Genomic DNA, 15195 nt, shown 5'->3' on the forward strand with positions numbered 1-15195 from the left:
CGCATCCAATTGTCCGGCGCAATATTTGTTCTTGCTCGGAGGTTGGGTAAAAACGGTAGCGGTAGGCTTTTTCCATGTTTCACATTGTACTATAGTCTCTGAGACCCCGTGCTAGAAGCACGGGGTCTCAGACCCAATTTTTCGATGATCCCTACGGGGTGTTGATGTGTCATGGCAAGCAAGCTGGACAATTTACGCCAGAAGATGTTTCGTTTCTACAGTCGATAGCCAATACACTGGCGGCAGCCCTACAGCGAGAAAAAACAGCCGCAGATTTGGCACAAAGTCGCGAACGGCTCGATCTGGCTCTATATGCGGGCAACATGGGCGTATGGGAGTTTGATATTGCGACTCAGAACACCTCCTGGAACCGGATTGAATACGAACTGCTGGGGTTAAACCCAGACGACAATCATCCCGCTAATACCGAGGTTTTCTATCGCTATGTCCATCCAGAAGATCGGGAGCGAGTTCAGCAAGAGGTCGATCGAGCGATCGCCCAAAAAACGGAATTTAACAGCGAATTTCGCATTCATCAGGCGAATGGTCAACTGCGCTGGCTAGCGGGCAAAGGCAGAGTCATCACCGATGCAGAGGACAACGCGATCGAAGTGATTGGAGTGAACTACGACATCACCGAGCGCAAGCAGAACGAAGAAGAATTGCAGGCAGCCGATCGCCGCAAAGACGAATTCCTTGCCGCTTTAGGACACGAACTCCGCAATCCTCTCAATGCTTTAAGTGGCAGCATTGCCTTAATACCCTTGCTCGTGCAATCCTTCCAGGAGCGCGATTGGGATTTTTCAATGTTCCGCGATCGGATCTTGTCTTTCTATACGATCGCTTGGCGGCAACTCAATCAATTAACCCGGATAGTTGACGATCTGCTGGAAGTCTCGCGAGTAGCCTACGGCAAAATTCAGCTACAGCGTCAGCCCGTCGAACTCACCCAAATCCTGCGAGATTTAAGCCAAGACTACCAAGCTCGTGCCGCAGAAAAAGGCATCCAGATCGATCTGACGATTTCAGATCGGAAAATTTGGGTTGACGGAGATGCGGTTCGCCTGATGCAGGCTTTCTCGAATATTGTGCAAAATGCGATCAAATTTTCTAACTCAGACAGTCAGATTGCGATCTCTATCGCAGTAGAGGCAAACCGAGCCACGATAAAAATTACGGACAGCGGTGTAGGAATCGAGGCAGAAGCGCTTGCTCGCATTTTCAAGCCCTTCAACCAAGAAAACCGCAGCCTCGCTCGTAATGATGGACTGGGCCTGGGGCTGCCGCTGGCAAAAGGGATTATCGATCTGCACGACGGGCAGATTAGCGCAGAGAGCTTAGGGCTAAATCAAGGCACAGAAATCACCATTCATCTGCCCCAAATTGAAGCACCAGAGGGGGATAGACAGGCCGCTCCCGCGTTCGATTTGCCTTCAGAAAATCAAGAGTCTACCACTGAACGGGGAAAGGTTCTGATTGTTGAAGATGACGAAGACTCGGCTTTGTTGCTCGAGCTTTCTCTCGAAGAGGCAGGGTATCAAATTGCGATCGCCCGGGATGGACAAACCGGCTTAGCATTAGCCAGACAATTCCAACCCGACCTGATTATCAGCGACATCGGTTTAACCAAAGCGATGAATGGCTATGCTTTTGCTAGAGCGATTCGTGCAGACCCCGAACTGAGCCATATTTACCTGATTGCCGCAAGTGGCTACGGACAGCCAGAAGACAAAGCCAATGCTAAAGCAGCCGGATTTGACGAGCATTTCACCAAACCGATCGACTTCGAGCAACTGCAAATTTTTGTTGCCCAGCAATTAGCTCAAATCGATCGTCAGCCCCCAGCATCTTTAGATCGGGGCGATAGTTGACACCAATAAGTAATGCTCTGCCCTAATTGTGCAAATAGTGCAAAATCAATGAAAACTGGTCTGAGTACAGGAGGAGCGTTTCCGGAGCGCTCCCGCAGGGATCCGCGTAGCGGCACGCATTAAACTCCCCTCATATTAAATTGGTATTATTAAGGAGCATAAACGCTTGTTCCACCACAGTTTTTCTTAGCTGAAATCTGCTGCCGCTTGCCGTCTAATTTAGGTTTGGAACTCGCTCAAATTTTTTGAGATTAGACAGTCTGATTGATAAAGTCAGTCCGCTTAAGGCTAAAACGGCTGAAGATCGCGAGCCAATTCGACCCGGATATATTTATGTCGCTCCGCCCGATCTGCATATGCTGCTTAAGCCCGGTCATATACACCTGCGTCGCGGGCCGAAAGAGAACCGGCATCGTCCGGCGATCGATCCCTTGTTTCGCTCGGCAGCAGTCGCGTATCGGGCGCAAGTCGTGGGAGTTGTCCTGACGGGATATCTGGATGATGGTACTTCTGGCTTACTCGCCATCAAGCGCTGCGGTGGGATTGCTGTGGTTCAAGATCCAGAAGATGCAGATTATCCAGATATGCCCAAAAATGCGATCGCTAAAGTCGAAATTGACTATCAGCTACCCATTCACAAGATGGGGAATGTGATTCGTCAAATTGTAGAGCAGCCCGCCCCTGCGATCGACGAAGTTCCCCAAGATATCGTACTAGAAGCTGAAATTGCAGCACAAACCATGAGCAATATTAGCGACGAGAACCGACTGGGGCATTTAGTACCGGTTAGCTGCCCCGAGTGTGGCGGACCGCTGTGGCGAATCGAGTCCGATCGCGTGAAGCGCTACCGCTGTCATGTAGGACATGGTTTCACTGCAAAGGCACTGATGGCAGACCAGGATGAGGCTTTAGAGCAAGCGCTGTGGGCGGCAATGCGAACGATGGAAGAGCGCGCAAATATCGCTTTGGCGATGGCAAAAGATGAAGAAAAACGCGGGCATAGTCGGTCGGCGCAAGCGTATCAAGAGCAGGCTAAAGTCTCTAAGGCGCACGCTAACGTTATTCGCAAGCTGTTGGTAGAGGGAATTTGAGTCTTTCGGTGGAAAGATTCCGATCTTCTCAAAAAGTCATATAGCAGTTTTCACGTGAGTGAGGTACACCCAACGGGCGCAAGCCTTGCGCCCCTACCGATTTGATTTTGGAATCCGTACCTCACGCCTATGAAAAACGCTATATACTCTTCAAAGCTTAGATTCTTGTCTTGTCGGTATTCGATCGCCTTCCCATACTTCAACGGTTATTCTATTGACTCGAGTCTAGCAGTTGCTTAACCATCAACAGCGATTGCTCCTGGTATCCCAAACGGCGATACAAGCTCAACGCCGGACGATTTTCGCAAAACACTTGCAGCCCGATTTGGCGATCGCCCCGTCTTCTGGCCCAATCTTCCGCTTTCTGCATCAGCGCCGAACCAATCCCCCGACAGCGATACTCCGGGACGACATAAAGCAGGAAAATATGAGCATAGCGATCGCCTTCCGCTTGCGCGATTGCGTTTCCCATCCACAAACCCGCAATTTTCGCCCCATACGCCCCCAAACTCGCTCCCGACACCACCCACCACAGTGGCGTTTCTGAGGAAAAATAACGTTCTACCGTCGTTGCCAGATGGGAGTATTCTTGATTTTCGGGGAATAACTCTTGGTAGCTGCGGGTTAAAAAGCGCAATAACAAGGCCCGATCTCTGCCGCAGCCTTCCATAATTTCATAGTCGGGAACTCTAGCGTTCAACTTTCTGGAATGCTAGAGGGAACTGCTGCCTTTGCCCCGTCTATCTCCTCAATCGGTGCGGGGGCGGCTAAGTCGGAGGGTAAGAAAATGCGCGCGCTGACCGCTACTAGCGCGATCGCGAAAGTCAGCACAACCAACAAAGGGGCAATATACTGGCGGAAAAAAGCCATCATACGAGGATTTATGCAATCTTTGATCTTCCTCTAGTCTAACGAGCCGCCGGATATATGATAAAAAAATAGTATTAACAAATCTTTATAAAACCAGCATAGAGCCGTGATACAAGCAACTTCCCCCAGCCTCCAAAACCGTTCAACTTGGAACTGGCAAAACCATCAAATCCAGTACGCCGTCCAAGGAACGGGCAGCCCTCTACTCTTAATTCACGGCTTTGGGGCTTCTATCGGTCACTGGCGCAAAAATCTTCCCGTCCTCGCCGCTGCTGGTTATCGCGTCTTTGCCCTCGATCTCTTGGGATTTGGCAACTCCGATAAACCCCTCCTCAACTACACCTTAGACCTGTGGCAGCAACAAATTTATGACTTTTGGCAAGAAAAAATACAAGCCCCAACAGTTTTCATCGGTAATTCTATCGGCGGTTTGCTCGCGTTGATGGTAACGGCAAATTTCCCCGAAATCGCCGCCGGATGCACGGTTATTAACTGTGCGGGCGGTCTCAATCACCGTCCTGAAGAGTTACCCGCCCCCCTGCGCGCGGTGATGGGAACGTTTACGAAAGTGGTGAGTTCTCCGCTATCGGGCCCAGTTCTGTTTAACTTAATCCGTCGCAAACCTCAACTACGCCGTACTCTAAGCCAGGTTTACCGCGATCGCGCCGCCATTACCGAAGAATTGGTGGAAATGCTCTATCAGCCTTCCTGCCATCCCAACGCCCAAAAGGTCTTTGCTTCAATTCTCACTGCACCGCCAGGACCCACGCCAGCAAGCTTGCTGCAACGCCTAGAACGCCCGCTGTTGGTAATTTGGGGCGAGGACGATCCTTGGACTCCTCTGGCGGGTGCAAAAGTTTATCGAGAATTAGCAGAACGGAACCCAGACGTAACTTTCACTTCTATCCCTAAAGCAGGCCATTGTCCCCACGACGAATGCCCCGATCTGGTCAATGCTTCGCTCCTGGACTGGCTTAATAGCGATCGGTTCTCAGTTATCAGTCCTTAATGAATGGTGAATAAGGGAAAAGGGATAGCGATCACTCCCTCTCTCCTGCACCAGTCACCAGTAGCAAGACCCTCTCCCCCTCATCTCCTTCCGGATAGAATGCGGCTTTAATGTAGAGAACTATATTGCTTATCGGCTGCTGACGGGCTAACTGATAACGTTCGACTGTTCTGCATCGCGATTGACGGATGACTCCTGATTGTTAACTGTATAACTGATAACTGTTAACACCTAGAGCTATAATCCTGGATGAGGATTGTGAAGTTAAATGAAGGGCAGCGATCTTGCGCTCTCCTGACCTGATGAGGGAGTGCAGCGCGAGGAAAAAGCCGCCGGAAACCGCCCTAAAATTTGTTGGATGTGTGAGGTTAAATGTGAGAAATCAAACGGAAGCATTGCCGAGCAATGCAAGAAAGGATTCATCTAAACCCTTGCGTCAAACGCCTCCGAGCCTCGAGAGCGAAAGCCTTTTGAGTCCGACAGTTCCCAAGCGTCGATCGCGTCTGACTCTCTTCAATATCTTGATGCAGAAGCGAATTTGGCTGTGGAGTAGTACCTTTGCGATCGCGGTAGGGATTTCTGCGGTATCAGGGGCTGCGATCGGATTATTTGCACCGATTCCCAAAAGCTTCGCCCATTTCGTACCGGGATCGGAAACGAGCGCCGACGGTAAAGTTCTGGAACATCAAAAACTGTGGGACTTTTTCTTACGTTACGAACTCGATCGCCCCGTTAACATTTTAGTATTGGGGATCGATCGCGTCCTTGATGCCCAGCCCGGTTCTAAAGAAGCGTTCGACGGTCACAGCGATACGATGTTACTGTTGCGCTTCGACCCCGAAAAGCACGTTCTCCAAATGCTCTCCATTCCTCGCGATACGCGCGTGCTTATCCCTGGAGAAGGCATGGTGAAAATCAACGATGCTAATTTCTCTGGCGGTGCCAAACGTGCTACGGAAGTTGTGAGCGAAACTCTCAATGATATTCCGATCGATCGCTACGTCCGAATTACTAACGATGCGTTTCGCGAACTGGTGGATCTCGTCGGCGGGATTGAAGTCAATGTTCCCCACGCTATGCAATACCGGGATGAAACACAGCAACTCAATATTAACCTCGCACCCGGACGACAAATTTTAAACGGCGATCGCGCCGAACAGTTCGCCCGCTTCCGTAAGGATAGTTACGGCGATATCGGGCGCATTCAACGCCAGCAAATTCTGCTCAAAGCACTGCGGGAACGCCTGCAAAGTCCGGCAACGTTGCCCCGCCTCCCGCAAGCCGTACAGATGATGCGGCAGTACGTCGATACAAACCTCAGTTGGGAAGAAACGCTCGCGTTAGTCGGTTTTGGGTTGAAGCTGGAAAAAGAACAAATTAAAATGGTCATGCTGCCCGGTCGGTTCAGCGAGAAGAATGAATTTAATGGCGTGAGCTATTGGTTGATGTCGGAGCGAGAACGCGATCGCATCCTTCGTAACAACTTCGACCAACCCGTACCGGGCGAGGAAACCACGAGCGAAAAGACTGAAGCTTCGGAATCGGAGCAAGTCAAACCGTTACGCGCCCGCATTGCTATCCAAAACACCACCGCCGATCCCGCTGTCGCCGAGCGAGTTCTCGAATATCTTCAAGCTCGCGACATTCGTAACGCTTATATCTCCGAGCGCCCCGCCCCGCAAGTCCTCGAACAAACCGAAATTATCGTGCAACAAGGCGATCGCGAAACAGCGAAGCGCTTGCACGCCCTCTTAGGTTTTGGCAGCATCGAAGACGATTCAACCGGCGATATTGGTTCTCAGTTGACGCTGCGCGTGGGAAGCGATTGGTTGCCAAAACTGGAAGCAGAACCAAGGAAGTAGTTTGTAATTCGTAATTCGTAGTTCGTAATTCGTAATTCGTAATTCGTAATTCGGATTTCATAACTCATAATTCATCATTCATAACTCATCTGTTGAAACGAGAAAATGGGAAAAACGTTAGTTGAGAGAGGGCGGGGGTTAATTGCAATTATAGTGCTGGCGCTGCTGTGGCTGTTATTAACGGCAATGCCTGCGATCGCGCAAGATAAAACCGTCAATTATACCCAAACCGACTTGCAAGGGCGGGACTTTTCGGGGGAAGACTTATCCAAAGCAGTTTTCGCGGCTGCTGACTTGCGCGAAGCCAACTTGGAGCGATCGGATTTAAGCGGCGCTATTCTTACGAAAGCCGTGTTGTTCAAGGCAAATTTAAAAGATGCGAACTTATCCGGCGCGCTCGCCGATCGCGTCACTTTCGATGCAGCCAACCTCGAAGGCGCAATTTTTACCGATGCGGTAGCGACCCGAACGCGCTTTTTCGATGCTGAAATTACGGGAGCGGACTTTTCGGGGACGATTCTCGATCGCTACCAAGTGAGTTTGATGTGCGATCGCGCTGCGGGAACGAATCCAGTAACGGGAATCGCCACGCGAGAAAGTTTGGGATGCGATTAAAATTTCCCAGACAATCCCGCTAAAGTGATGGCGCGATCGATAAACATTATCGCCTGCTCTGGCTGACCTATTTCGGCTAAGTCGCTGGCACTTTCTGCGAAGGCTAACGCTTGCTGTTGCTGACTTTCCAAACCCTCGATCGCTTGCAAGGCGCGATCGATTTTGCCAGTTTCAATTAAAGTCGGTGCAATTGAAGATAACGCCTTTGCACTCCACGGTTCAGATCTAAAGCGTTGAATCAGTTGTAGGGCGCGATCGTATTGTCCTACCTTGGCAAGAGCGACGGCAATCGCTGATACGACTTCAGAGTTTAGTGCATTGGCGGGGACGGGAGAAAGGGGGTGTTGCACGAACAGCAAGGGAGAAGCCAGCTTTCCCGACGCAGTTTGTTCGATTACTGGGGCTGCATTCGCTCCGGTCACAGCAAAGAGGCTGAGAGTGGCGAACAGAACAACAAGAGGGTGTGTGAGTTAAAAAAGCCGCGAGCGGGCATTGCATTCTTCACAAATTTTTGCAAAGGTTATTGACGGGGGGACTATCCCCCTCCAATTGTCGTGGTATTAATACTGTCTATGATAGACTCCAATACACAATCGATTCGAGAAACGGCATCGGATGAGATAGCGGCTCTGCGCCAGCAACTCTTCTGCGAGCCAGAAAAAAAACAACTGACCTTGCTTGATAAACTCGCCAGTTTCGGGGATGAAGGACTGAGCGCGATCGCAGAATTTTTGCAAGCGAGCGATCGCAACTCCCCCACCCCCGCCCTTGGCAAAGCCGAACTCTTGCTGCTCGCTGCCGATACGCCGCAAACCCGAACCTTTTTAGAAACCCATTTTCCCGATGGGATTGTCCCCCTTCACTCCGAGCAAAACATCGATTGCAGTCCGATAGCGCGCGCTCTGCGCGAACAAGACTTCCTGAACGCCGACCGCCTCACCCTCGAAAAACTCTGCGAACTCGTCGGTCCAAGTGCCATCCAGCGCAAATGGCTGTTCTTCTCCGAAGTCGAGAAAATTCCGATCGCCGACCTACGCGCGATCGATAGCTTGTGGCGCGTATATTCCGAAGGAAAATTCGGCTATTCCGTCCAGCGCGAAATCTGGTTGGCGCAAGGGAAAGATTTCGGCAAGCTCTGGTCTAAAATTGGCTGGAAAACCGACAAAAACTGGACGCGCTACCCTAACGAATTTATTTGGAATGTCAGCGCGCCGCGAGGTCATTTACCCCTCTCAAACCAACTGCGCGGCGTTCGGGTTATTGCTAAGTTGTTTGACCATCCTGCCTGGTCGGTAGATTGACGGATTTAGATCGTACAATAGTTACTAGGAATTGCGAGATTTTCTTGAAAATGTTAGGTGGATTCACACTCCAATCCCCGAAGAGAATACTAAGTTTTTTGACTTTTTTCGATTTCCGGCTCAAATTTTACGTTTTGAAAGATGAATTCTAAGAGAACCTAGGGAACGCTAGGAATGGCAAAGCAATCATGTTTACGATCGCAAATGGGATGGAAAGCGAACATTGTCAAGCAACAAAACAATTCGGAAGGTAGGGGAAATTATGGTCAATCCGAATAATAGAATTTTTTGTCGTTTAGATGGTTTGACCCCAATCGTTCGAGAACAGCGCCGCTTAGAGACGCTCGAGCGCTTGGGCTTGCTGGATGGCGAAGCTGTTCCCGTATTTGACGAGGCAACCCAAACCATCGCTCGAACCCTCGAAGTTCCCATCGGGATTTTAGAGTTAATGGTTCAAGATAAACTCTGGCTAAAATCGGCAGTTGGACTCTCGAATATCGGCTTGATGAATCAATTAGCCACGTCTCGCAATATTCCTCGCAACGAAGCCTTTTCCACCTATGCGATCGATAGCGAACATTATCTCGCGATCGAAGATGCGTCCGCCGATCCCGTATTTTCCAGCAGTACCCTCTTTCAACACTACGGAATTCGGGCTTACCTTGGCGTTCCCCTCATGACCTCCGACGGTCAGTGCATCGGCGCGCTCGGCGTGATGTCCCTAGCGCCGCGAACCTTTAGCACGATGGATATCGACTTTCTCCTGCTTGCTGCTCGCTGGTGCTTGAGCGAGTTTGAACGCAACCGTTTCTTGCAGCAGCAACACTCCGATAGAACCCGCGATGAACGCGCGTATGTCGAGACGATAGCCGAATCGCCCTTCGTCAGTCAGTACCCGAGCGATTTCAAAGCAATGGTGATGGAGAAGGAGCAGGACTTTTCGGAGGGAGCGGAAGCGATTAACGCAGCCGACTCACTCAAAGTCAAACTGTTAACCAAGCTCACAGAAGAATTGCGCACGCCTTTAACTTCAGTGATGGGAATGGCGCGGATTTTAGAACGAGAAGTTTACGGAGCGCTCACCCCAAAACAAAAAGAGTATATCGAAATTATTCACAACAGCGGTCAGCATCTCCTCGCCCTTGTCGAAGAAATTATTAGCTTGGGGGTATTTTCGCCCGAAAATGCAAACTTGCAACTCGCGCCGGTCGATATCGAAATGCTCTGCCAACAAGCCATTAACAATCTGCATCAGATTGCCCGACAAGAGCGACAGCGATTGCGCTTGTCCGTCGAACCCGGACCGCGCATTTGGTTACTCGATAAGGAAAAAGTTCGTCAGGCGCTTTACTATCTAGTCCGCACCGTGATTCAATCGGCAGAATCAGGGAGCGAAGTTCGCATTCACGTCTCCCGGAAAGACTACCTTCTTAACCTTGCGGTTTGGGTGTCGCATCCTTGGCTGGGCGATGGGCTGCCGCAAGTGGAAATTTACTCTCAACCGCTGAATTTAGAAATTACACCGAGTTGGGAGACGGCGGTAGCACTCACGGAACCGGAGACGGAGGAGTTACCTTCCAACCAACAAATTCTCGCCAATCCATCGCTCTCCCCCCTCGAAAAAGTCGAACAACTGCAACAAAAGTCCCCAGAAGAGAATTACCGAGATATTTTGGGCCTCGTGTTAAGCTGTCATCTGGCTGAGTTGCATGGCGGTAGTATTACGATTCAAGGTTCTCTTCAATCGGGCTATCGATACGTTTTTAAGTTGCCGACAGTGGAGACTCACGAAAGTTAAACTGGAGGTCCGTAGCAACTTTTCCCTACTGAAGAGGGAAAGTTTGCTAACTCCCTGAACTTAGATAAGTACACTGACATGGCAAAACTTTCAGTTGAATTAAACCGCTATTTTTTTGAAGAAGAGCGCCTGCCTCAAGTCAAGTTAGGCGATATCTTAGCGCTAGCTGGGGAACGAATTTTTGGCTTTTTGTTTGTCGTGTTAGCTTTGCCGTCGGCACTACCCTTGCCCGCCGCAGGTTATTCAACGCCTTTCGGGATTGTGATGTTGTTGCTGGCTTTGCAATTGATTGTGGGCGCTCGTCGCCCCTGGCTGCCCCAACGCATTTACAATAGTTCGATTAAGCTCGAAAATGCCCAGAAGTTTGTGAAGGCAGGGATTCCCTGGTTTCGACGGATTGAAGCGATTACGAAACCGAGATTGTCTTGGATTTGTACGAGCTTGCCCGGTCGGGTTATTTTAGGGTGCGCGATCGCATTAATGGCAATTTTTATGATTATTCCCATCCCCGGAACGAATACCCTACCGGCGATGGTGATTTTTGTTATTGGTTTCGGTTTGGTGGAGGACGATGGAATTATTAGTATTGGGGGCTTAGTTCTGGGGGTTGTAATTGCGGTGTTAACGACTTCGGTTATTGCTGCCTTTGTTTGGGGGGGGACGAGCCTGTTGGATTCTTTAAAAACCTGGCTCAAAGGCTAGAAAGGCTATTGCAAAATCTGAAATTTACGCTTTAAGTAAAATTCTTGAGAGTTTGACCTTGACAATGTGGAATTGTAGAGGGTGAGTTTAAAAGCAGCGGTACGAGTATCGCTGCACCTCGTAATTCTGTTTTATGAGCAATGAAAGACGAGCTTGTCACTCTATCTGACCTCTCAGCGTTCAATTTGCTGCGATCGCCGGTTTGGGTTTTTGATATTTATGAGATGAAGGCGTGGTGGGCGAATACCGCCGCCATCCGGTTGTGGGATGCGCCTAACCTAGAGGCTTTTCTCTCGCGCAACTTTAACGATGCTTCTCAAACAACACGCACCCGCTTGCAGGGATATTTAGAATGCTTTGCTCGCGGCGAAACAGTTGTGGATCAATGGACGTTCTATCCTAACGGTCAACCCACCTCCGTACAGTCTACTTTTTCGGGAATTCGCATTGCTGAAAAGAATGGCAGAATAGCGATGCTTGTCGAAGCAACCTACTCTTCCCCCCATGTTAATTCGGATTTGTTGCGATCGGTGGAGGTGCTGCGCCATACGCCTTTATTGGTTTCCCTCTGGACGCTAGAGGGAGATGCAATCTTGCAAAATCCGGCGGCGATGGAATGCTACGGAGAACTCAGTCCGCAACTCTCAAAACGATTCGCCGATCGCGCCCTCATCCAGCTTATTCGCCAGCAAACCCAACAGCAGGGCGGTTTTTGTACGGAAACGGTTATGAGAACGCGGTACGGACTGCGCTGGCATCGGGTAGAGTTGAAGCAAACGACCGATCCGGTTACAGGATCGTCCGTTATTTTAGTGAACGAAATTGACATTAGCGATCGCATCGCCGCAGAAATCGCCCTCGGCCGCGAGCGCAATAAGCTCGCTCGAGCGCAGCAAGTCGCCCACCTCGGCAGTTGGGAACTGAATTTATCAACCCTGGAAATGATTTTATCGCAAGAATCATTCCGCATTTTTGGCTTGCCGTGCGATCGCGCCGCGCCCCCTTACCGCGAATACCGACAACAAATTTATACCGAGGATTTATCCCTATGGGATAGTCGCTTGCAACAACTTATTCAAGGACAAGAAACAGAAATTGAATTTCGCATTGTCCGTCCCAATGGCGAGATTCGATATCTTTTAGGGCGGGGAGAACCTATTTTTAATGGCGAAGGACAAGTTGAAAAACTCTTCGGAACCATTCTCGATATTACCGAACGGAAACAAACCGAAATTGCGCTCCAGCAGGCGAAAGAAATCGAAACTCATGAGAAGGATTAATCAGCAGCTTGAGACTAATGACGCTAGTCTCAACGAGCAATTATTTTATTCAGCAGACCCCCGCTACAGCCCCTTCGCGCCTCGGATCTCCCGCACCTGTAACCCATCCGCCTTCCGCTTTTCCAACCGCATGAACGCCACCAAAAAACATATTTTGAGCCTTCCACAATAAGACTTCTGTTTCATTAGGTAACTGCAATTTAGCAACTCGTTCGGACGGAAAAGGCGGCTCGATATTCAGCAAGTTATTTTCCCAATGAACGCGAGAATTAGCGACAGCAACTTCGAGGGGCAGTTGAAAATCGAGCAGATTGATAATAACTTGTAAAATTGCGGTTCTAATTCGGTTCGAGCCGCCGGAACCTAACACGAATAACGGATTTCCGTTCTGGAGAATTAGCGTTGGCGACATCATCGAAGACATTCTGCGATCGCACGGCCATTGATGAAATCCTGATGGGTTTAAATCTTCCTCCCCGAGCATATTATTCACCATAATATCCGTACCGGGAATGATATAAGCGGAGCCTTCACCGTTGGAAGTGGTAATACTAGCGGCATTTCCTTGATCGTCAATTGTACTGATATGGGTGGTGCTTCCCCAACGATTGACTCCTTCTGTAAGTTGTTGTTGGTAAAGGGCTAAATGTTCGGGAGAGAGAAACTTCTCGGCAACATCTTCATCGTACAAATTGGCATTATAACCATCTTTGCGAGCAACATTGGTTAATTGCATTGCTCGCGCGAGTAGTTCGATATATTGAGGACTACCCAACGCTAACGAACCGACTTCGATGGTTTCTAAAAGTTTGAGCGCAAAGGCAATTAAGGTTCCTCCCGAACTGGGCGGCGGATTGGTAATAATTTCATAATCGCGATAGCGAATCGTGAGGGGTTGGCGTTGGATGACGCGGTAGTTTTCTAAGTCTTCGCGGGTTAAATAGCCGCCGCGATCGCGACAATCTGTTACTAATTTTCGAGCAATTTCACCGCGATAAAATTCATCAACCCCCTTACAACTTATCTCCCGTAAAGTTGCCGCAAAATTTTTCATATAAAACCGATCTCCAGCTTTTACCAAGCATCCTGAAGGCGCAAAAAGTTTTTGTCCGAGCGGCTCGGCAAGAAGGATAGGATAGAGGTATTGATTGATGCAAGTATCTTGGAAAGCACTTAGGGTAATGCCGCGCTCTGCATATTCAATTGCCGGTTCTGCGATCGCTTTGAAAGGTAAGCTACCGAGGTGTTGGTGAACGGCAAATAAACCGGCTAAGTTGCCGGGAGTTGCAATCGAACCAAGACCGATATGAAAGCTTTGAATCGTATCGCCAAAATCAATATCAATGGGGTAAAAATTAACTTCGGAAAGCGGTCTTTTTTGACGCGGCGTTTGCGTGAAGAAATCAAATAAAATGTTGCGTTTTTTTGAGGTATGTGCTAATAAAAAACCACCCCCTCCGGCTGACGTGAGCGTGGGTTCGGTAACGAAGGCAGCGAGGGTTGCTGCAATGGCGGCATCGAAGGCATTTCCCCCTAATTCAAAGATAACTTTTCCGGCTTCTACGGTGAGAGCATTGCCCGCCGCGATCGCGCATTTGTGTTTTTCTCGCACGATCGTTAACTCACCGCAAATCCTGTATAGGGACGAACAAAAGGTTCTTGAAATCCTAAAACAATATCCTCTTTCGGAACGCCGAGTTTAACTAATTCATCTGCCATCTCAATTTCAGTTCCATCGTGCTGCACCCAAATCTTACCATTTTTCTACTTCTCTTCTTCTGCAATTCTTAAATAAAGAACAATTGGTACGACAACCGCCGCCATCATAACGATAGAAAGAACGGAGCCAAAGGGCCAATTGCGCGATCGCAAAAATTGACTTTGAATTAAGCTCCCAATCATCAGCGTTTTAGCGCCGCCGAGAATATCCGGCGTAATAAATGCGCCAACGGAAGGAATAAAAACCAGCAAAGAACCCGCCACAATTCCCCGTAATGTCAGCGGTAGAATGACACGAAAGAAGGTTCGCCAATCGTTTGCCCCTAAATCGTGTGCTGCCTCAATCAGAGAAAAATTGAAGCGTTCGATCGTTGAATAGAGTGGCAAAATCATAAACGGTAAGTAACCGTAAATCAAGCCAATAACAACAGCAAAGGGCGTGAATAACCTGAAGAACGGATGGTCGAGAATGCCCAAACTTTGCAGCCCGATATTCAAAACACCTTCGGTTCGCAACAACACCATCCAAGCATAGGTTCGGACTAAAAAATTTGTCCAAAATGGAATAATAATTAGGAGCAATAAGGCATTGCGCCAGCGAGGAGTGCGAGTCGCAATAAAAAATGCAATGGGATAGCCAATTAACAAGCAAACAACGGTCGTTAAAAATGCCCAAAGAACCGAGCGCCAAAGCACAGTCCAATAAACTGTTTCTTTCAGGCGCAGATAATTATCGAGGGTGAATTTCCAGACAACACCCCCATAAACGCCGCGTTCGAGAAAGCTGTAGAGTAAAATCACTCCCAATGGCGCAATAAAAAAGATTAATAACCACGCCGTACCGGGAAATAAAAGTAGGGAGAGGTAAGCGCGTTTGCGAGTTTCTAGGGCAGAAGGAGAACTTTTTCGCTCGGGAGGAAGAACGGTCATGTTCGGGAACCTTAGTGATGGCAAAAACGGGTTGAAGCTGAGGTCGGATGTCTCAATGCTGTTGATTGTATCCTCAAATTGACCCGTTCGTCGCGCTTGAGAGGAGATGCGCGGTAGGTTGCGTACCCCTTAATAAGCACAATTGAA

General features: G+C 49.2%; 16 protein-coding genes. 9 read left to right on the forward strand and 7 right to left on the reverse strand.

Annotated features, from left to right (window positions below):
• A partial coding sequence (locus H6G50_RS00005; RefSeq protein WP_190712958.1) for a helix-turn-helix domain-containing protein occupies positions 1-76 on the reverse strand: 76 nt, incomplete at its 3' end.
• Between the two features lie 88 nt (positions 77-164).
• Here H6G50_RS00005 and H6G50_RS00010 point away from each other — a divergent pair.
• A complete protein-coding gene (locus H6G50_RS00010) occupies positions 165-1871 on the forward strand; it encodes a hybrid sensor histidine kinase/response regulator (protein ID WP_190712037.1) in 1707 nt (568 codons plus the stop codon).
• A 245-nt stretch (positions 1872-2116) separates the two neighbouring features.
• Positions 2117-2962: a chemotaxis protein CheB gene (locus H6G50_RS00015; RefSeq protein WP_190712039.1), complete on the forward strand. Its 846-nt coding sequence runs from the start codon at positions 2117-2119 to the stop codon at positions 2960-2962.
• Between the two features lie 211 nt (positions 2963-3173).
• On the opposite strand, the gene H6G50_RS00020 is transcribed toward H6G50_RS00015, so the two are convergent.
• Together H6G50_RS00020 and H6G50_RS00025 are read right to left on the reverse strand one after the other, a co-directional pair.
• Positions 3174-3632 carry a GNAT family N-acetyltransferase gene (locus H6G50_RS00020; RefSeq protein WP_190712960.1) on the reverse strand — a complete coding sequence of 153 codons (459 nt, stop codon included), beginning with the start codon at positions 3630-3632 and terminating at the stop codon, positions 3174-3176.
• Positions 3633-3658: 26 nt separating this feature from the next.
• The gene (locus H6G50_RS00025) at positions 3659-3835 is read right to left on the reverse strand and encodes a hypothetical protein (RefSeq protein ID WP_190713040.1); all 177 of its coding nucleotides are present in this window, start codon (positions 3833-3835) and stop codon (positions 3659-3661) included.
• A gap of 103 nt (positions 3836-3938) precedes the next feature.
• Between H6G50_RS00025 and H6G50_RS00030 the strand changes: the two genes are divergently transcribed.
• The 3 genes from H6G50_RS00030 to H6G50_RS00040 all read left to right on the forward strand — a co-directional run bounded on the left by H6G50_RS00030 (position 3939) and on the right by H6G50_RS00040 (position 7318).
• The gene (locus H6G50_RS00030; protein WP_190712041.1) at positions 3939-4841 is read left to right on the forward strand and encodes an alpha/beta fold hydrolase; all 903 of its coding nucleotides are present in this window, start codon (positions 3939-3941) and stop codon (positions 4839-4841) included.
• A gap of 374 nt (positions 4842-5215) precedes the next feature.
• On the forward strand, positions 5216-6703 hold the full coding sequence (locus H6G50_RS00035; RefSeq protein ID WP_347239832.1) for an LCP family protein: 1488 nt from the start codon (positions 5216-5218) through the stop codon (positions 6701-6703).
• Positions 6704-6808: 105 nt separating this feature from the next.
• Positions 6809-7318 (forward strand): pentapeptide repeat-containing protein, encoded by a 510-nt coding sequence (locus H6G50_RS00040; RefSeq protein WP_190712043.1) that lies wholly within the window; start codon positions 6809-6811, stop codon positions 7316-7318.
• Here H6G50_RS00040 and H6G50_RS00045 read toward each other — a convergent pair.
• Positions 7315-7740, reverse strand: coding sequence for a hypothetical protein (locus H6G50_RS00045; protein ID WP_190712045.1), 426 nt, complete (start codon positions 7738-7740; stop codon positions 7315-7317). The genes H6G50_RS00040 and H6G50_RS00045 overlap by 4 nt on opposite strands.
• Positions 7741-7890: 150 nt before the next feature.
• Between H6G50_RS00045 and H6G50_RS00050 the strand changes: the two genes are divergently transcribed.
• The 4 genes from H6G50_RS00050 (at position 7891) to H6G50_RS00065 (ending at position 12399) form a co-directional block, all read left to right on the forward strand.
• Complete coding sequence (locus tag H6G50_RS00050) at positions 7891-8619, forward strand: GUN4 domain-containing protein (protein WP_190712047.1); 729 nt, start codon at positions 7891-7893, stop codon at positions 8617-8619.
• A 223-nt stretch (positions 8620-8842) separates the two neighbouring features.
• Positions 8843-10417 carry a GAF domain-containing sensor histidine kinase gene (locus H6G50_RS00055; RefSeq protein ID WP_242032651.1) on the forward strand — a complete coding sequence of 525 codons (1575 nt, stop codon included), beginning with the start codon at positions 8843-8845 and terminating at the stop codon, positions 10415-10417.
• 78 nt (positions 10418-10495) lie between these two features.
• On the forward strand, positions 10496-11119 hold the full coding sequence (locus H6G50_RS00060) for an exopolysaccharide biosynthesis protein (protein ID WP_190712051.1): 624 nt from the start codon (positions 10496-10498) through the stop codon (positions 11117-11119).
• Positions 11120-11259: 140 nt separating this feature from the next.
• On the forward strand, positions 11260-12399 hold the full coding sequence (locus H6G50_RS00065) for a PAS domain-containing protein (RefSeq protein WP_190712053.1): 1140 nt from the start codon (positions 11260-11262) through the stop codon (positions 12397-12399).
• A 49-nt stretch (positions 12400-12448) separates the two neighbouring features.
• On the opposite strand, the gene ggt is transcribed toward H6G50_RS00065, so the two are convergent.
• The 3 genes from ggt to H6G50_RS00080 are packed head-to-tail and all read right to left on the reverse strand — an operon-like array spanning position 12449 to position 15048.
• Complete coding sequence (gene ggt / locus H6G50_RS00070; protein ID WP_190712055.1) at positions 12449-14011, reverse strand: gamma-glutamyltransferase; 1563 nt, start codon at positions 14009-14011, stop codon at positions 12449-12451.
• A gap of 5 nt (positions 14012-14016) precedes the next feature.
• Positions 14017-14151 carry an element excision factor XisI family protein gene (locus H6G50_RS00075; protein WP_347239853.1) on the reverse strand — a complete coding sequence of 45 codons (135 nt, stop codon included), beginning with the start codon at positions 14149-14151 and terminating at the stop codon, positions 14017-14019.
• Between the two features lie 12 nt (positions 14152-14163).
• Entirely contained in the window at positions 14164-15048 is an 885-nt protein-coding gene (locus H6G50_RS00080) for an ABC transporter permease (protein ID WP_190712058.1), read from the reverse strand.
• Between the last annotated feature and the right edge of the window lie 147 nt (positions 15049-15195).

Source organism: Oscillatoria sp. FACHB-1406, from assembly GCF_014698145.1.
Taxonomy (GTDB): Bacteria; Cyanobacteriota; Cyanobacteriia; order Cyanobacteriales; family Spirulinaceae; genus FACHB-1406.